The organism is Hymenobacter sp. DG25B, assembly GCF_000801315.1.
GTDB lineage: Bacteria > Bacteroidota > Bacteroidia > Cytophagales > Hymenobacteraceae > Hymenobacter.
The window spans coordinates 410643-428608 of sequence record NZ_CP010054.1 but is presented as its reverse complement, the minus strand read 5'-3'; the positions used below and the strand labels follow the sequence as shown (position 1 = coordinate 428608).

General features: G+C 57.3%; 11 protein-coding genes. 2 read left to right on the top strand and 9 right to left on the bottom strand.

The features are described from left to right. Positions 1 to 85: 85 nt before the first annotated feature. The 3 genes from PK28_RS01890 to PK28_RS01875 form a co-directional block, all read right to left on the bottom strand. On the bottom strand, positions 86 to 742 hold the full coding sequence (locus tag PK28_RS01890; RefSeq protein WP_044510839.1) for a lipoprotein signal peptidase: 657 nt from the start codon (positions 740 to 742) through the stop codon (positions 86 to 88). Between the two features lie 264 nt (positions 743 to 1006). After that, the gene (ileS, locus tag PK28_RS01880) at positions 1007 to 4501 is read right to left on the bottom strand and encodes an isoleucine--tRNA ligase (protein WP_044510834.1); all 3495 of its coding nucleotides are present in this window, start codon (positions 4499 to 4501) and stop codon (positions 1007 to 1009) included. Positions 4502 to 4644: 143 nt separating this feature from the next. After that, positions 4645 to 7068: an efflux RND transporter permease subunit gene (locus PK28_RS01875; RefSeq protein WP_044510831.1), complete on the bottom strand. Its 2424-nt coding sequence runs from the start codon at positions 7066 to 7068 to the stop codon at positions 4645 to 4647. A 232-nt stretch (positions 7069 to 7300) separates the two neighbouring features. Here PK28_RS01875 and PK28_RS01870 point away from each other — a divergent pair, with 232 nt between their 5' ends. Further along, positions 7301 to 7705: a hypothetical protein gene (locus PK28_RS01870; protein WP_044510829.1), complete on the top strand. Its 405-nt coding sequence runs from the start codon at positions 7301 to 7303 to the stop codon at positions 7703 to 7705. A 266-nt stretch (positions 7706 to 7971) separates the two neighbouring features. On the opposite strand, the gene PK28_RS01865 is transcribed toward PK28_RS01870, so the two are convergent. Beyond that, the gene (locus PK28_RS01865) at positions 7972 to 9492 is read right to left on the bottom strand and encodes a glycine--tRNA ligase (RefSeq protein WP_044510826.1); all 1521 of its coding nucleotides are present in this window, start codon (positions 9490 to 9492) and stop codon (positions 7972 to 7974) included. Positions 9493 to 9682: 190 nt separating this feature from the next. Between PK28_RS01865 and PK28_RS01860 the strand changes: the two genes are divergently transcribed. Continuing rightward, complete coding sequence (locus tag PK28_RS01860; protein ID WP_316931955.1) at positions 9683 to 11077, top strand: inorganic phosphate transporter; 1395 nt, start codon at positions 9683 to 9685, stop codon at positions 11075 to 11077. Between the two features lie 204 nt (positions 11078 to 11281). On the opposite strand, the gene PK28_RS01855 is transcribed toward PK28_RS01860, so the two are convergent. From PK28_RS01855 to mnmG, 5 genes are all read right to left on the bottom strand, one after another. Beyond that, positions 11282 to 11767 (bottom strand): hypothetical protein, encoded by a 486-nt coding sequence (locus PK28_RS01855; RefSeq protein ID WP_044510823.1) that lies wholly within the window; start codon positions 11765 to 11767, stop codon positions 11282 to 11284. 109 nt (positions 11768 to 11876) lie between these two features. Beyond that, the gene (locus PK28_RS01850) at positions 11877 to 12368 is read right to left on the bottom strand and encodes a DUF4385 domain-containing protein (protein ID WP_044510820.1); all 492 of its coding nucleotides are present in this window, start codon (positions 12366 to 12368) and stop codon (positions 11877 to 11879) included. A gap of 728 nt (positions 12369 to 13096) precedes the next feature. Beyond that, positions 13097 to 14710, bottom strand: coding sequence for an Ig-like domain-containing domain (locus tag PK28_RS01845; RefSeq protein WP_044510817.1), 1614 nt, complete (start codon positions 14708 to 14710; stop codon positions 13097 to 13099). 150 nt (positions 14711 to 14860) lie between these two features. Continuing rightward, positions 14861 to 15754 (bottom strand): class I SAM-dependent methyltransferase, encoded by an 894-nt coding sequence (locus PK28_RS01840; RefSeq protein WP_044510814.1) that lies wholly within the window; start codon positions 15752 to 15754, stop codon positions 14861 to 14863. 154 nt (positions 15755 to 15908) lie between these two features. Further along, positions 15909 to 17777, bottom strand: a complete 1869-nt coding sequence (mnmG, locus tag PK28_RS01835; protein ID WP_044510813.1) for a tRNA uridine-5-carboxymethylaminomethyl(34) synthesis enzyme MnmG — start codon at positions 17775 to 17777, stop codon at positions 15909 to 15911. Between the last annotated feature and the right edge of the window lie 189 nt (positions 17778 to 17966).

The following is a 17966-nucleotide window of genomic DNA, read 5'->3' as shown; positions in this document are numbered from 1 at the left end:
ATTGTAGCGCGCTAAGCATCATCTACACGCAAAACGGCCCGCTGGAACAAGTCCGGCGGGCCGTTTTGGCTGGTAATGGGTGACGTTAGGCTACTTCGGAGGCTTCGGCGTCGTGGCGGGCCTGGGCGGCGGCTACATCATCGGCGGCCAACGGATGGGCTTGCTGATGATGCCCGAAAAAGCGGTTCTGGAACACCAGAATCAGCATTACGCCCACAAAAATGGCGGCGTCTGCAATGTTGAAAATAGGCCAGAGCGACACGTGCGAACCTCCTACCAGTGGCCAGGACATAGGCAGAAAGCCTTCGTAGATATCCACGTACAGCATATCTATCACCTGCCCGTGAAACCAGGGCGTAGGCGCGCCAAAGGGAGCATTGTCGTAGATAACGCCGTAGAAAATGGAGTCGATGACGTTGCCGATGGCGCCGCCCAGAATCATGGCCACGCACACAATAAAGCCATTAGGCGCGTGCTGCTTCCAGAGCTTGTAGATGTAGTAGGCAATGCCCGTGACGGCTACCAAACGGAAGCTGGTGAGCAGGATTTTGCCGTAGGGCGGCGGCAGCTCTACTCCGAAAGCCATGCCCGGATTCAGCGTGTAGTGCAGCTTAAACCAGTCGCCGAGCAGAGGAATTTCGCCGGGCATCCCCATGGGCATATAGCGGTGCACGGCCCACTTCGAGAGCTGATCAATCAGGATGACCAGCAGTGCCACCAGGTAGTATTTCCAGTACTTCATTCTTGGGGAAGTGAGCGGTTAGAAGTGAGAAGTGAGACTGCGCCCTGACGTAGTGTCAGCATCGGAACCTCTCCCCTCTCCAGGTACAAAGTGACAAAGAATTTTAGACTTTCCGGTGGGAAGCGGTGCATCCTCTCTTCTGCCCTCTGGTATATATTTTTTGGGTGTTTTATGCCCTTTTGAGCCGATTTCGCGGGGCCGCCAAACGCTTTGTGCGCCGGTGTGCCAACCAGCCCTTTTACAGAATCGGTTGGCACTTCAGCCTCAGCCGTTTGCAACTTCCAGCTGTACCGGCACCTTATACTCATCAAATTCCAGCACGGAACCGCCGTTTACATCAGCCGCGAAATTCAGGGCCAGGGCCTGCACTTCCTCGCGGATGTAGTCGCCGAACGACTGCACGGCGGCTTCCAGCTCGGGCTGCTGGCCCAGGGTCACGCGGATTTTGTCCTGCACTTCCAGGCCGCTGTCTTTGCGCAGGTTCTGCAGGCGGTTCACCAGCTCGCGGGCCACGCCTTCCTGGCGCAGCTCGTCGGTCAGGGTCACATCCAGGGCCACCGTCAGCGGGCCATCAGAAGCTACTAGCCAGCCAAAAACATCAACAAAACGCATTTCTACATCTTCACTAGAAAGTGTAATTGCTTGTCCATCGACCTCAACGTTCAATTGACCTGTTTTATCAAGTTCATTGATTTCCTCTTGAGTCATTTGCTGGATTCGAGCACCTACTGCTTTCAGTTTAGCACCATATTGCTGACCAAGTCTTTTAAAATTGGGCTTTACTGACTTCACGAATATGTCGGTAGAACCAAACGGATACTCAATATCCTTTACGTTTACTTCAGCCAGAATTAACTCTCTTACTCTCTCAATTAGCTTATGAGTCTCAGAATCCGATTCCAAAACTGGTACCGCAATCCGCGCCAAAGGTTGACGGACCTTGATACTGGACTTCTTTCGTAGAGAGTGCGTGAGCGAGGAGATACGTTGAGCTAAATCCATGCTTTCCTCCAGCGCCTTATCGATGCGCGACTCATCGGCCTGCACCAGCAGCGTGAGGTGCACCGATTCGGGCGCCAGGGGCGTGTTTTTGGCTACGGCTTCCTCGCGCATGGCGTCCGTCATGTTCTTGTAGAGCCATTCAGCGAAGAAGGGCGCAATGGGAGCCATGAGTTGGGCCACCACTACCAGGCATTCCTGCAGGGTCTCATAGGCGGCGCGCTTGTCCTGGGTCAGCTCGCCCTTCCAGAAACGGCGGCGCGAGAGGCGCACGTGCCAGTTGGAGAGCTGATCGGTAACAAAATCCTGGATGGCACGGGCGGCTTTGGTGGGGTCGTAGGAGTCGTAGTGGCCGCGTACTTCCAAGATGAGCGACTGGAGCTTGGAGAGAATCCAGCGGTCCAGCTCACTTAATTCCGCGTGCGGCACCCGGTCAAACTCGCGGGCCTGGAAGCCGTCGAGGTTGGCGTAGAGGGCATAGAACGAGTAGGTGTTGAACAGCGTGCCGAAGAAGCGGCGCTGCACTTCCGTAATGCCGGCCAGGTCGAACTTGAGGTTGTCCCAGGGCTGGGCGTTGGCAATCATGTACCAGCGGGTGGCATCGGGGCCGTACTGGCTGATGGTGGCAAACGGATCCACGGCGTTGCCGAGGCGCTTGCTCATCTTGTTGCCGTTTTTATCCAGCACCAGGCCGTTAGCCATTACGTTTTTGAACGCCACGGAGTCCTCCAGCATCACGGCCAGCGCGTGCAGGGTGAAGAACCAGCCCCGGGTCTGGTCCACGCCTTCGGCAATGAAATCAGCGGGGAAATTCTTCTCAAACTTCTCCTTATTCTCCAGCGGGTAGTGCCACTGGGCGTAAGGCATGGCGCCGCTATCAAACCACACGTCAATGAGGTCGGTTTCGCGGTACATGGGCAAGCCAGAGGGCGAAACGAGGAAAATATCATCCACGTAGGGCCGGTGCAGGTCGATTTTTTTGGTGGTTGATTGTTCTCCAACGGCCATCACCCAGTTATCATCCACCTTTTTGTAGGGGTTGTGGGTCATGACTTCGGCGGCTACGGCCTTCTCGATTTCAGCATTGAGCTGCTCGATGCTGCCGATGCAGATTTCCTCCGAGCCATCCTGGGTGCGCCAGATGGGCAGGGGCGTGCCCCAGTAGCGCGAGCGGCTCAGGTTCCAGTCCACCAGGTTTTCCAGCCAGTTACCGAAGCGGCCGGTGCCGGTGCTTTCGGGTTTCCAGTTGATAGTTTTGTTGAGCTCGATGAGCCGGTCTTTCACCGCCGTGGTCTTAATAAACCAGGAGTCAAGCGGGTAGTAGAGAACGGGCTTATCGGTGCGCCAGCAGTGCGGGTAGGTATGCTCGTACTTCTCCACTTTGAAAGCCGTGCCGTCGCCTTTCATGCGGATGGCAATGCTTTCGTCCAGCGTTTTGTAGTCGGCGCCGGACTGGTCGTGGCCGTCGTAGTTTTTTACCCAACGCCCGCCAAATTCGCCCATTTGGGGCACGTAGCGGCCGGTACGGTCTACAATGGGCGTGAGCTTGCCGTCAGCATCAGCCAACAGCAAAGCCGGCACATCGTTCTGCTGCGCTACCCGGAAGTCATCGGCACCAAACGTAGGCGAGATATGCACAATGCCGGTACCGTCCTCGGTGGTTACAAAGTCGCCGGGAATCACGCGGAAGGCGTTTTCCTCCCCTTCGAAAGCCGGATACCCTTGGTCTTGACCGAATAGCCGCTCGTAGTTGATGCCGACCAGGTCAGCGCCTTTGAAGGTGCTTTCGATGCGCCAGGGCAGTACTTTGTCGCCGGGCTTGAAGTCTTCAAATGATGCATCCTTGCCCTTCTCAGTGAAATATTTCCCTACCAAGGCCTCCGCCAGCACTACCCGAATGGGCGCGTAGGTATAGGGGTTGAAGGTGCTTATCAGCACGTAGGGAATGTTCTTGCCCACGGCCAGACCGGTGTTGGCCGGCAACGTCCAGGGGGTAGTGGTCCAAGCCAGGATATACACCTCGGGCTCCGAGGCGGCATCACCATACAGCGCCGCCAGGGGCACTTCATCCAGCTTTACATTGCCAAACAGTTTTTCCGATTTCTCGTCGCGTTTCACCTTGAACTGGGCCACGATGGTCGTGTCCTTCACGTCACGGTAGGTGCCGGGCTGGTTCAGCTCGTGCGAGGACAGGCCCGTGCCGGCGGCCGGCGAATAGGGCTGAATGGTGTAGCCTTTGTAGAGCAGGCCTTTGTCGTAGAGCTTTTTGAGCAGGGCCCAGCAGCTTTCAATGTATTCCGGCTCGAAGGTGATGTAGGGGTCATCGAGGTCTACCCAATAGCCCATTTTCTCGGTGAGGTCGTCCCACTGGGCTTTAAAGCGCATCACGGTTTCGCGGCAGCGCTGGTTGTAGTCCTCAATGCTGATTTTCTTGCCGATATCCTCCTTCGTGATGCCCAGCTCTTTTTCTACCTGCAGCTCAATGGGCAGGCCGTGGGTGTCCCAGCCGCCTTTGCGGTGCACCTGCTTGCCCAGCAAGGTCTGATAGCGGCAGAAAATATCCTTCACGGTGCGCGCCATCACGTGGTGAATACCGGGGGCGCCGTTGGCCGAAGGCGGACCTTCGTAAAACACGAAGGTGGGCTGCCCTTCGCGGGTGCTCACGCTTTTCTCAAAGATGCCGTTCTGCTTCCACCACGCCAGGATATCGGTGCCGACCTGGCCGTAGTTGAGCGGCTGCTTGTATTCGGGGTAGTTCATATGATCTGTGGGATCTTAGGCTGTATCTACTCTGTCATCCTGAGCTTGCGAAGGACCTTATCACGCTGAAACGAGTCGTTGATATGCGAGTCGTGCCGTCGTGATAAGGTCCTTCGCAAGCTCAGGATGACAGCTTTTTGTTTTTAAGCTTCTTTCGGCTGAACCGTGATGCGGGCAAGGTCTAGCTCCAGGTCGTCGTCTTCTACCAGGTACGAATCATCGTAGTGCTGAATCAGCGAGTTATCAATGGTTTCATCCTTGCCGTGCTCGAAGGTAACCAGCAACGCGGGCAGCAGAATCAGGTTGGAGAAATTGGTAATCAACAAAGAGGCCGACATCAGCAGGCCCAGGGCCTTGGTGCCGCCAAACTCGGAGAAGGCAAACACTGAAAAGCCCAGGAACAGCACAATGCTGGTGTAAATCATGCTGGTGCCCGCTTCGCTGAGGGTAGTGCTGATGGCGGCGCGCACGCGGCGACCGTTCACGGCCAGCTCCTGCCGGAACTTGGCCAGCAGGTGAATGGAGTTGTCGCCATCAATACCCAGCGCAATGCTGAAGATAAGCGCGGTGCTGGGCTTCAGCGGAATGCCGAAATAGCCCATCAGGCCGCCCGTGAGCAGCAGCGTAACCAGGTTGGGCAGCAGGGTGAAGAACACCGCCCGGATGCTGCGGAACAGAATCATGACCACCAGACCCACCAGCACAAAGGCCAGAATCAGGCTTTCCTTCAGGGTACCAATCAGATAATCGTTGCCCTTGGTGAAGAGCATGGTGGTGCCCGTCATCTTCACATCCATGCCCGTGCCATTGAAGATTTGCCGGATCTGGGGCTGAATCTGGCGCGTGAGCAGGGTATCGAGGTTGCGGGAGCCGATGTCGGCAATTTTCAGCGAAATGCGGGCCTGCTGGCCCGTGGAGTCAATAAAGGAGCGCAGTAGCTTGCTGTCCATAGAGCCGCCCTTTTTCTGGGAGCGGGCCAGGTAGCTCAGGATAAAGTTCTTCTCCGAGTTATCGGGCAGGCGGTAGTACTGGGGGTCGTCGTTGTAGAAAGCCTGGGTGGAGGCCTTCAGGAACGTCACGATGCTGACGGGCGTGGTGAGCACGGGTTGGGTGCGCAGAAACCGCTCCAGCCGGTCTATCTTCTCCAAGTTTTTCAGCTTCAGAATGCCCTTTTTCTTGCCGGTATCCACCACAATTTCCAGGGGCATCACGCCATTGAAGTGCTGCTCGAAGAACTTGAGGTCGGAGTTGACGGACGAATCCTTGGGCAGGTCATCTACCATGTAGGACACCGATTTCACCTTGGAAATACCGAAAACGGAGAGCGTTACCAGGGCAGCGGCTATCAGATATACCGTGCCGCGGCGCTCCAGCACCAGGTAATCGAAAAACTCCAGCAGCTTGGTCAGGGGCTTGGCTTCCAGGTGTTCCAGCTGCTTGGCCGTGGGCGGCGGCAGGTAGGTAAACACAATGGGCATCAGAATAAACGAGACAATGAAGGCCGCGAAGATGTTGATGGTGGCCACCAGCCCAAACTGATACAGAATGGCAATATTAGTGAAGCAGAACACCACAAAGCCAATAGCCGTGGTGGTGTTGTTCATGAGCGTGACGAGCCCGATTTTGCGGATAACGCGCGTCATGGCCAGCACCTGATTCCCGGATTTTCGATAGTCGTAGTGGTAGCGACTGAGCAGGTAGGTGCAGTTGGGTATCCCGATGACGATGATAATACTGGGAATCAGGCCCGTGAGCAGGTTAATCTTGTAGCCCAGCAGTACCATGGAGCCCAGACACCAGACCACCACCACCAGTACAATGAGCAGCGGAAACACCACCGCCGACCACGTGCGGAAGAACATGAGCAGCGTGAGGGCCATCATGACCACCGTGAGGCCCACGAAAAACTTCATTTCGCCGGCCACTTTGGTGGTCATGGTGGCGCGCACATAAGGCAGGCCGGCGTAGTGCAGCCGGATGCCGGTTTTCTGCTGAAACCGCTCGGCGTGGCCCAGAATCTCCTTCATCACCGACTCCCGCCGGGAGGAGTTCAGGTACTTGGGGTCCATGGTGAGGGCCAGCAGCGTGGCGCCGGTGGTAGGCGAAATCAGCTGGCCTTTGTAGAACTCCTGGCGGTTGACCACCCGCATCAGCGAGTCCAGCTCCGTTTGGGTCTGGGGGAAGCGCCGGAAGATGGGGCTGGCCCGGAAGCTCTGCGTGGTGGTGTCTTTGGCCAGCCTCAGGAGCTTGGTAACGCTCAGCACCCCGCTCACACCTTCTACTTTATTCAGGGTATCGGTGAGGATGCGCAACTCGTTGAAGTTGCCCAGCCGGTACACCGAGCTGTCCTGCATGCCCAGCACCAGCACGTTGCCATCCTCGCCAAACGTGCGCTTGAAGCGCTGGAAATACACCATGTCCGGGTCGGTGGGCGACACCACCTGGGCAAAGTCGTAGGTCATCTCGACTTTGCGGGCCTGCCAGCCCATAAACACGGTTATAGCGGCCAGGAGCAGGACCAGAAGCCGCCGGTTCTTGATGATGAATAAGGCGAGTTTACTCCACATAGGCCGCTAAAATGGAGCAAAGGTACGGAATCAGGGAATGCCGCTATAAACCCGCGGATAGGTTGGCGAAAATCGTTTCAGCAGGAGACAAATTTTTTTGGACTTATACGCGAAATATTCCTAAAAATATCGTCAACTTTGTATGGATTTATTAAACAATAATCGGCCAAACGGCTTTCTATACAATACTTTAATTGCACTATACTTAACAAAGCCTGCCTTTTCCCCTTATATGACTTTGTACCAAACACCAGAAGCGTCTCTCACCTATCATCACGCTACAGAAACCCTGTACCTGAGCTATAACGCAACCCGTTTATCGGTTTCGTTTGGGCTGGCGTACCAGCGGGCGCTGGAGGAGATGCTGGGCAAGAACGTGGGCAAGCTTTTGCTGGATCTGAAGCGCAACGCGCCCCCGTCTGACGAGGAAGACCAGATTCTGGGTCCTTTGGTCAGCAATATTCCCAATACCTTCCACCGGCCCATTTTTATTGCCGCCGTGCTGTCCGAAGGCCAGTACCAGTACCAGATTGGCAACTACTCCGCCGGCGTCGGCAATACCATCACCCCCGAAAACGTAGAGTTCAACTACTTCACCTCCCGCAAGGAGGCCGCCGCCTGGCTCGGCGACAACTAGCACTTATCATACCTGTTGCACTGTTTACCACTTACCAAAAAGCCCCCGGATGATGCATCCGGGGGCTTTTTGCTGGTATCCCACCTGTCACATCCTGAGCCCAGCGAAGGACCTTCCTATCTTACCCAAAACAGCCTTTCAACGCACAAAGCCCCTTGCCACGCAACCGGCAAAGGGCTTTGAACACTTACTTAACTGCATCAGCAAGGAGAGGAAGGTCCTTCACTCTGCTTCGCGGCGTTCAGGATGACAGAGGAAGTGTTGACTTACAGCTTCTCGAAAATGCGGGAGAAGCTTACGGCCTCGTTAATGTAGCGGCGCAGCTCGGCAATAGGCATGCGCGTCTGCTCCCGCGAGTCGCGGTGACGGACCGTCACGGTGTTGTCTTCCAGCGTCTGGTGGTCTACAGCAATGCAGAACGGCGTGCCAATGAGGTCCTGGCGGGTATAGCGCGTGCCAATGCTGTCTTTTTCTTCCACTACTACCCGGAAATCGAAGCGCAGGCTGTTGTAGATTTCGTTGGCTTTTTCGGGCAGGCCGTCCTTTTTCACCAGCGGGAAAATAGCGGCTTTCACCGGGGCCACGGCCGGGTGCAGGCGCAGGAGCTTGCGGGTCTTGGTTTTCTGCTCCTCGCCTTCGCCCTCGGTAATGGTTTCTTCCTGGAACGCCTGGCAGAGCGTGGCCAGGAACAGACGGTCGGCGCCCACGGAGGTTTCTACCACGTAGGGCACATAGTTGCCGTAGGGCTTGCCGGTTTCGGGGTTGATGTCGTTATCGAAGTAGTTCTGCTTTTTGCGGCTGAGGGCCTGGTGCTGGGTCAGGTCGAAGTCGGAGCGGGAGTGGATGCCTTCGATTTCCTTGAAGCCGAAGGGGAATTCGAACTCAATGTCCACGGCAGCCTTGGCGTAGTGGGCCAGCTTGTCGTGGTCGTGGAAGCGGAGCTTGTCGGCAGGCAGGCCCAGGGCCTCGTGCCAACGGCGGCGGGTTTCCTTCCACACGTTGTACCACTCCCCTTCGGTGCCAGGGCGCACAAAGAATTGCATTTCCATCTGCTCAAACTCCCGCATGCGGAAGATGAACTGGCGGGCTACAATCTCATTGCGGAAGGCTTTGCCAATCTGGGCAATGCCAAACGGCACCTTCTGCCGCGCCGATTTCTGCACGTTCAGGAAGTTGACGAAAATGCCCTGCGCCGTTTCGGGGCGCAGGTAGATCTTGCTGGAGTCGTCGGCCACGGCGCCTACCTGCGTGGAGAACATCAGGTTGAACTGGCGCACATCAGTCCAGTTGCCGGTTTTGCTGACGGGGCAGAGAATCTTCTCGTCGAGGATGAGTTGCTTGACGCCGGCCAGATCTTCGGCCGTGAGCAGGCGGCCCATCTCGGCCAGCAGGGCGTCGGCGCGGGTTTTGTCGCCGGCGTTTTCGTACTCGGCGGCTTTTTCTTCGAGCAGCACATCGGCGCGGTAGCGCTTCTTGCTGTCGAGGTTGTCAATCATGGGGTCGGAGAAGCCATCAATATGGCCGGAGGCTTTCCAGGTGAGCGGGTGCATGAAGATGGCCGCATCAATACCCACCACGTTCTGGTGGAGCTGCGTCATGGCCTTCCACCAGAGCTGCTTGAGGTTATTTTTCAGCTCTACGCCATTGGGGCCATAGTCGTACACGGCGGCCAGGCCGTCGTAGATTTCAGAAGAAGGAAACACGAAACCGTATTCCTTGGCGTGGGCCACAATGTCGGCCAGCGTGCCTTCGGTGGTAGTGGCGGATTGCTGCGGTTGCTTGCTCATAGCTGCAAAAGTAGCAGAAGCTTTAGCTTGTTACAGCATAGCGCCGGGCCAAACCTGCGCGCGGAACATGAACGGCAATCCTACGTTAAGCGCAAACAGCGCGGGTCGTCAGTAACAATTTGATAACATTGCCCCGGTTTCCGACAAGCCTACCTTTGCCGTATTGATTTTTTTACCAATCCTCCCCTCTATGTTTGGCTTAGAGCCTCATGTGCTGCTACTGCTGGTACTTTGCTTGGTAGCAGCCTGCGCATTCGAATTTGTAAATGGCTTTCATGATACGGCCAATGCCGTGGCTACGGTCATCTACACCAACACGCTGCGCCCCTGGGTGGCGGTGGTGTGGTCGGCGTTCTGGAATTTCATTGGCGTATTCTCCGGCGGCATTGCCGTGGCCATGGGCATTGTGTACCTGCTGCCGGTAGAAAGTCTGGTAGATCAGAACGTGTACCATGGCATAGCCATGGTAGGCGCCCTTATTCTATCGGCCATTCTCTGGAACGTGGGCACCTGGTACTACGGCATTCCGGCCTCCAGCTCGCATGCGCTTATTGGTTCTATTCTGGGCGTGGGCATTGCCTTTTCCCTGCTGCCGGGCTCCAACGGCGCGGCCGTAAACTGGAGCAAGGCCAGCGAAACCGGCCTGGCCCTGCTCATCGGGCCCTTGTTCGGCTTCACGCTCACCATCATTCTGATGTTTATCCTGAAGCGCTTTGTGCGCAACAAGGCCATCTTTAAGGAGCCCCACAAGCGCAAGCCCCCACCCCTGTGGATCCGCCTGATTCTGGTGGTGACGTGCACTCTGGTAAGCTTTTTCCACGGTTCCAACGACGGCCAGAAAGGCGTGGGCCTGATTATGCTGATTCTCATTGGCATTGTACCCACCTATTTTGCCCTCGACCATAGCAAGAACCCGCTGGATATGCGCGAGTCGCTGACGCGGGTTGAAATGGTTATCAACAAAATAAACCCCGGGGAGCTGGCCGCGGCGGAGCGCAAAAATCTGACGGAAGTGAAAGCGCAGACCGCCACGCTGGACAGCATTTTCCTCGGTAAAACCGATGTTTCGCAGATACCCCAGGAGCAGCGCTTCCACATCCGCAAAGCCATTCTGCTGACTTACAGCCGCGCCAAAAAGATTATGGAAAGCGAGAAAGTGAGCATGAGCACCGCCGACCGCAAAATCTATAATGAGGGCATCAAGGACCTGCGCTCCTTCACGGACTATGCGCCCTGGGGCGTGCTCCTGATGGTGTCTTTGTCCCTGGGTGTGGGCACCATGGTGGGCTGGCAGCGCATTGTAAAAACCATTGGCGAGCGTATTGGTAAGGAGCACCTGACCTACGCGCAGGGCGCTTCCTCCGAGCTGGTAGCCGCCGGCATGATTGGTATTTCTACCTGGGCGGGCCTGCCGGCTTCTACTACGCACGTGTTGTCTTCGGCCATTGCCGGCTCTATGGTGGCCAACCGCGGCATCAAAAACCTGAACCCGCAAATGGTGCGCAACATTGCCCTGGCCTGGGTGCTTACCCTGCCGGTTACCATGTTCCTCTCGGGGGCCTGTTCCTGCTGTTCCGGGCGCTGATGTAGGTAACCGCCGCTCTTGAATAAGCACAAAAAAGCCACCTCTTGCGGGGTGGCTTTTTTATTTTCCGGCTTAGCCGGGCTATTCTGGACTATTGCACTGGCAATTGAATTATACTGGATTCCGGCCCGCGAAACGTGCGGTAAATTAGCCACTTATCCACTTATCCACATTGAATAAACGGCTTTTTGTGGAAAACTCAGCCTAGGAAGGCCACTGCACTTCCAGGTCCTCATTGATAAACACCCCGAAGTTGATGAACTGCAGCTGGTCCTCATCAAAGTAAAGGTCAATCATTTCCTTTTCGTAGGAGAGGCGAACTTCGCCGGTATCCATCTTCTCTATTTCGCTGTGGGCAAAGCCGTTTGCCGTCATCAGGGCCTGTATTTCCTGCTGGCTTTTGCCATGAATGGCTTCCCCGAAAAGGCGCATACCGGGGTTATCGGTTTCAATGCAGCTGAGGCGGTAGTCGTCTTCGCGGTCGAAGTACAGGGAGTAGCCTTCGTCCAGGTAATTCCAGGCCTGGTGCTCAAACTCGTCGTCGTCGTCTGACTCCTCAATTTCTTCGGGCTCGCCCATCAGCACGCGCACCTGGTCCATGCTGGCGCCAAATTTCAGCGGGCCCATTCCATTGCCAAGGATAATTTCGTTTTCGTCGATGCTGCTGGGGCTTTGGCTGGGCGTATTCATAGCGGGAGGTGATTTGGTTTTGGGAGGTTTGAGGCATAAAGGTAGGCAATAGGGCGGCACTACCTGAACCCTGCAACGGGCTTGCTTACGCCGTGGCGCCGTTGGGGGTTTACTTTCCGTACTGCATCTCAAAGGCAGCCCGCTGCCGCACGTACTCGGGGTGCAGGCGGGCCTCGTCCCATTTCAGTTTAAAGATGCGCGCAGCGGCCGCCTTTTCGGGGTCCTCGGGGGCGCGGGGCAGCTCGGGGCGGCCGTGCGCGCCGCTCTGGCCTTTCTTATCGGCGGGCACCGGGCCATCGTACTTCTTGCCGCCGCGGTGGTTGGCGTAGCGCCGGGCCCGGGTGTAGCCCATCTGCAGAAACTTGCGGGCCATATCAGCCCCCACAAAATCCTCGGCTTTTAGATAATCCAGGAACAGGCCGAAGATGTGCTCCGAGGATTCCCGGGCCAGCTCCGGCGTGCGGAAGCGCCAGTGCGGGAGTATCTCGCTTTTGTAGGGCTGCACCAGCAGCACGCCCTGCTCCCCCTTGCCCACCCGGTATAGCTCCGGGTGCCGGCGAAAATCGGTCTGTTGAAAATCCTGGTCGTAGTTGAAGGGCATGGCGGCTGGGGTGGCGGACTGCCCCGTATACGCCGGCCGGCGGCAGAAGTGGCCGGGCCGCTTCTCCATTTTCCGGCCCGGCATTTTTTTTGGCCGGCCCAGAGTTTTCCACTCCGTTAATAACTTTTTAAAAGTCTTTTTTTAAATATTCTTTTTTAATCCCCATCGTTAGGGCAGTGGATAAGTGGATAAGCGGAAATAGTTATTCACAGGCTGAAAACTTGTGTACAAGTCCACCCTTATACACGCACAATCCACAGGCAATGTGGATTGTAAAAAGCTGATTTTTAATTTATTATTTGATTTATTAACAATCCACAGGCTTATCCACGAATCCACAATTCACACTTACCCCCCTATGTGGATTAGCGCTTTCCACCGGCCGAGTTATCCACCCTTATCCACCGTCGGTTTTGGCTGTGCTGGGCCGCAGATGCGCAAAAAAACTTATCCGCAATTTCTCCACGTGTTATCCCCACGTTGCCACATCATTATCCACAGATTTCCTCCCGGTCCCGCTGGCCCGTGGATAACCCTGTGGAATAAGGCTTAGCCGTGGGAGGAAAACCCGCTCTACTGCTTCCCAGCAGGGAAAACGGATGTGGATAGCTCAGGCAGGAGAGTTGATAACCCCGTGGAGTGCGGCGGAAAACAACCAAAGGGCAGTCATAAAAAAACCGCCGGCTCCCCAGAGCCGGCGGTTCAGAATGGCAGACAAGCTACCGTCGTTAGAAAGTCACCCGCACATCTTCTACCTCCCAGTTGGCCCGCACCTGAATGGGCTGCGCGTAGATGAACACGGGCTCGGGCGGCACGCGGAGCTGCGGGTCGCCGGCCTGCCAGCGGCCGTCCCCGTTGGCATCAATCAGCACCCGAATGCGGTAGGTGCCGGGCGCCAGATTCTCCAGGCGGAAGGTTTTGGGCGAGGACAGGGAACGTACCATGTTGCCTTTCTCATCCAGCAGCTGCAGCTCAAATTTCCGTTTGGCCGCCGTTTGTACCGTACCCGCCACGGTACCAGTAGTGGCCTGATCTGTGAGGGTAAAGCGCATGGGGCGCAGGCGCAGGCTTTGGCCGGTTACGCTCTGTACCACGGTGCTATCCAGCACCAGCGTTACGTTTTTGCGGGCGCGGGTATTCAGCGCCACGGTCAGCTGGGTACGGTCGGGGCTGAGCACTACGCTGGCGGGCTGCAGCGGGCGGCGCGTGGTAGAGTCTTCCACCAGTTCGCCCACCGGCTTTTTAGGCACCAGGCGCAGGGGCTCAAAAAACTTAACCGTGATGAGGCCCTGCCGGTAAACCTCCTTGGCATTGCCCTCAATGGTCCAGGGCAAACCTTGCGTAGGCCCCGGAGTCGCCGTCGCAAACTTCACATTTACCGTGTCGCGGGCGGTGTTGCCGGCGCTGTCGGTGGCGGCCAGTAGGTAGCGGCCGGCCGGCAGGGCCGGTGTTTGGTACAGGTTCACGCGCTTGCCGGCTTCGGCTACCTGCAGTAGCTCCGGGGACACAGCGGCACCGGGCAGCGCGGTTAGCGCCGCTGAGCGCACGCCTTCATTGTAGGTAACGGCAAAGCGCGCGGCTTCGGCTTTCTGGGAAAGAATGATGGGCGGGCGGGAGTCCGGGCGGGTGAGCAGGAGCTGCACCGAGTCCAGGCCCGGGCGCACGGCCAGCACCTCGGGCAGGTAGGCTATTTTCTCGCCTTCCTCGTAGCGGCTGGTTTGGTTTTTATCGGCCAGCGCAAAAATGCGGAACCGGCCTTCTTTCAGGTTGCGCAGCACAAACTGGCCCTCCTTGTCGGTCCGGGCCAGGTAATAAGGGCGGCCGCGCCGGATGTTGGCCGTATCGGTTTCGGGATACAGCACTACGGAAACATCGGCGGCGGGTGCTTGGGTCAGCAGGTCGCGCACGCGGCCCTGCACCGAGCCCGAGTCCAGGGCCGGGCCGGTACTGAAGCTCAGGATAACATCAGTGGCCGGGTTGCTCTCCGTAATGTCCGAAATAGCTTCCCGAAAGTTGAAGGAATAGGTGGTGTTGGCCTCAAAGGGCTTCTCAAACTGCAGCTCAATGGCGTTGCGCTCCTCGCGCACCTTGTACTTGTTGGCGTCGGAAAGCAGCGGGGCTACCAGCAGGTTCTTCGTCAGGTCCTTCACCTGGACGGGCTCCGAAAACTCCAGCCGAATGGTGCGCCCGGTTACGTTCACGGCGCGGTTGGCGGGCTGGGTGCTAATGAGCTTGGGCGGCACGGTGTCCCGGGCCCCGCCCTCCGGCGAGCTGATGGCCGCGCAACCGCTGAGCACGGTTCCGGCAAGAAAGAACAATGGAAAATAAGCGCGGGCGGGCATAGCAGGCTACAACGTGAAACGGCCGGCAATATCGGAACCGGAAACCACATGCCGCCGCGGGAAGCGAAGCAGGTAGGCTCCCCTCCCCTCCGGCCGTTCCCGCCGGGAGCGGGAGCAGTCTTACGCAAAACCCACTAACGCGGCCAGCGTTTAGCGCCGGCTCGCTACATAAATCAGGCTGGAATACTGGTTTTCGTTGTCGGCCGCGTATTGATTGGAGGCGTACCCGGTGCGCAATACGCTCAGCATGCCTTTGCCCTTGCCCGACTGATGCTTCTCGCTGAGCATGCTCACGTAATAAGCATCCAGCGGCATGGGCAACGTCTGGCGCAGCTGTAGCTTGTGCTTTTTGAGCAGCAGGGCCATGGTTTTGGGGCTGAAATGGTAGAGGTGGCGGGGCACATCATAAGCGGCCCAGTGCTGCTGGTAGTGCTGGGCATCAAAGCTCTCTACGTTGGGCACGGCAATAATGAGCACCCCATCCGGCTTCAGCAGACTGATAAGCTGGTCCAGGGTTTCGTTCAGGGTGTGCACATGCTCCAGCACGTGCCAGAGCGTAATGGCATCAAAAGAACCTGCTTCCAGCGCACTCAGGCTCTCACTGCCCACGGGCTGCCCCACGCGGCGCGTGGCTTCCTCGCGGGCACGCGCGTTGGGCTCAAAACCGGCCACCTGCCAGCCTTTGCGTTTGGCGGCGGCCAGAAAATGGCCCGTGCCGCAGCCGTAATCCAGCAATTTGCCCCGGCGCGGGGCCAGGTGGTTCAGCAACGACACCTTACGGCGCATGGTAAACATGCGCGCCAGGCGGTATACCTGGTTGATAACGCCGGTAGCCGTGCTGTTGTGGGAAACGTAAGCGTCCGACTCATAGTACCGGCCAATACCCTGGGCATCGGGCCGGGGGTTGGTAAACTGGAACGTGCAGGCCTCGCACTGCACAATAGCGAAGCTCTCCTTGCTCACCGATTTGTCTTCCACCACCAGCTTATTGCGGAAGCTGCTCTTCCCGCAAACCGGGCACTTCTCCAGACGTTCGTACAGCACGCTTTTTTCTTCTGAATTCCAAGGGTTGAATAGCAGCGGAAGCCAGCTCCTGCCCTATTCGGTAGGCAAATTCTACAAAAAAAATTCTGAATCCCGACGGACAACGGAGCATAAAGCAACTGCCCGGCCGGGATTCAGAATTCAAAATTCAGCATTATTTCCCCAGGTACACCATCAATACTGAAATATCGGCGGGCGTAACGCCACTGATGCGGGCGGCCTGGCCAATGGTTTCGGGCTGCACGCGCAGCAGCTTTTCGCGGGCCTCGTAGGAAAGCGCCGGCATTTGCTGGTAGTCCAGGCGGCCCTGAATCACGAAGTTTTCCAGCTCCTGCATGCGGCCGGCCTGCTGGTGTTCCTTTTCAATGTAGGTTTCGTACTTGATGCGGATAATGGCCTGCTCCAGGCTGTCGGCCCGGAAAGGGGCCAGGGCCAGCGTGAGGTTGGGCAAGGTGCGCGTGAGGTCGGCCAGCTCCATGTTGGGCCGGCGCAGCAGGTTCACGGCGCGGGTTTTCTCGCTGATGGTAGCCGAGCCCAACTCTTCCAGCAGTCCGTTTATTTCCTGGGGCTCAATGGCGTGCTGTTGCAGCAATTCAATGATTTCGGCGGTTTCGCGCTCCTTCTGGCGCACCAGCTCCATGCGCTCTTCCGAGGCCAGCCCCAGGGCGTAGCCCAGTGGCGTCAGGCGCAGGTCAGCGTTGTCCTGGCGCAGCAGAATGCGGTGCTCGGCGCGGCTCGTGAACATGCGGTAGGGCTCGTCGGTGCCTTTGTTTACCAGGTCATCAATGAGCACGCCAATGTAGGCTTCGCTCCGCTTCAGGATGAAGGGCTCCTTGCCGTGCACCCGGTTGTGGGCGTTGATACCGGCCATCAAACCCTGGCAGGCAGCTTCCTCATAGCCCGTGGTGCCGTTGATCTGGCCCGCGAAATACAGGTTTTTGATTCGCTTGGTTTCCAGCGTAAGCTGCAGCTGGGTGGGCGGGAAGAAGTCGTACTCAATGGCGTAGCCCGGGCGGAACATCTTCGCGTTTTCGAAGCCGGCAATTTTGCGCAGAGCGCGGTACTGCACGTCCTCGGGCAGGGAGGAGCTAAAGCCGTTTACGTACACCTCCACCGTGCTCCAGCCTTCGGGCTCCACAAAAATCTGGTGGCGGTCTTTATCCGCGAAGCGGTTGATCTTATCCTCCACCGAAGGGCAATAGCGCGGCCCCAGGCCCTTAATGCGGCCCTGGAACATCGGCGACTTCTCGAAACCCTCTTTCAGGATTTCGTGCACCTCGGGGTTGGTGTAGGTAATGTAGCAGGGGCGCTGCTTACTGAGGTAGGGCGTATCGAGGTAGGAGAATTTGCTCGGCACTTCGTCGCCGGGTTGCGCCTCCATTTTGCTGTAGTCCAGCGAGCGGCCATCCACGCGGGGCGGGGTGCCGGTTTTCATGCGGCCGGCTTCAAAGCCCAGCTCAAGAAGCTGCTCGGTAATGCCGGTGCTGCCTTTTTCGGCGGCGCGGCCCCCACCGAACTGCTTCTCGCCAATATGGATGAGACCGTTCAGGAAGGTTCCGTTGGTGAGCACCACCGATTTGCCCCGGAACTCGATACCCAGCGCGGTTTTCACGCCTACTACGGTTTCGTTTTCTACTACCAGGCCGGTTACGGCTTCCTGCCAGAAATCCACGTTGGGGGTTTGTTCCAGCGTCATGCGCCACTCTTCAGCAAAGCGCATCCGGTCACTTTGCGCGCGCGGGCTCCACATGGCGGGGCCTTTGGAGCGGTTCAGCATCCGGAACTGAATCATGGTTTTGTCGGTGATGATGCCCGACTGCCCGCCCAGCGCGTCCACCTCGCGCACAATCTGTCCTTTGGCCACCCCGCCCATGGCCGGGTTGCACGACATCTGCGCAATGGTGTTCATGTTCATCGTTACCAGCAGCACCTTGGACCCCAGGTTGGCGGCAGCGGCAGCGGCCTCACACCCGGCGTGGCCGGCTCCTACTACAATAACATCGTATTCTTCTTGCTGAAACATGGCGGACAAACAGTAGCGCGAACCGAAGGTAGACATAGTCAAGCTCCAGCTTCGCGAGGCGGTGAACTAACAGTTCGAGGGTAACATCAGGGGCAATGTCGGGCGTTCAACGAAACGCGAAGCTGAAGCTTCGCGCTACTACCCAACAGAAAACGCCCGCAGTTGGGCAGGCGCTGCTTCAGGAAATCA

Excerpts from the sequence above, each read along its gene's own strand:
- PK28_RS01875 (WP_044510831.1), bottom strand. The coding sequence starts at position 7,068 with ATGTGGAGTAAACTCGCCTTATTCATCATCAAGAACCGGCGGCTTCTG.
- PK28_RS01845 (WP_044510817.1), bottom strand. The coding sequence starts at position 14,710 with ATGCCCGCCCGCGCTTATTTTCCATTGTTCTTTCTTGCCGGAACCGTG.
- PK28_RS01850 (WP_044510820.1), bottom strand. The coding sequence starts at position 12,368 with ATGCCCTTCAACTACGACCAGGATTTTCAACAGACCGATTTTCGCCGG.
- PK28_RS01890 (WP_044510839.1), bottom strand. The coding sequence starts at position 742 with ATGAAGTACTGGAAATACTACCTGGTGGCACTGCTGGTCATCCTGATT.
- PK28_RS01860 (WP_316931955.1), top strand. The coding sequence starts at position 9,683 with ATGTTTGGCTTAGAGCCTCATGTGCTGCTACTGCTGGTACTTTGCTTG.
- PK28_RS01855 (WP_044510823.1), bottom strand. The coding sequence starts at position 11,767 with ATGAATACGCCCAGCCAAAGCCCCAGCAGCATCGACGAAAACGAAATT.
- PK28_RS01870 (WP_044510829.1), top strand. The coding sequence starts at position 7,301 with ATGACTTTGTACCAAACACCAGAAGCGTCTCTCACCTATCATCACGCT.
- PK28_RS01865 (WP_044510826.1), bottom strand. The coding sequence starts at position 9,492 with ATGAGCAAGCAACCGCAGCAATCCGCCACTACCACCGAAGGCACGCTG.
- mnmG (WP_044510813.1), bottom strand. The coding sequence starts at position 17,777 with ATGTTTCAGCAAGAAGAATACGATGTTATTGTAGTAGGAGCCGGCCAC.
- ileS (WP_044510834.1), bottom strand. The coding sequence starts at position 4,501 with ATGAACTACCCCGAATACAAGCAGCCGCTCAACTACGGCCAGGTCGGC.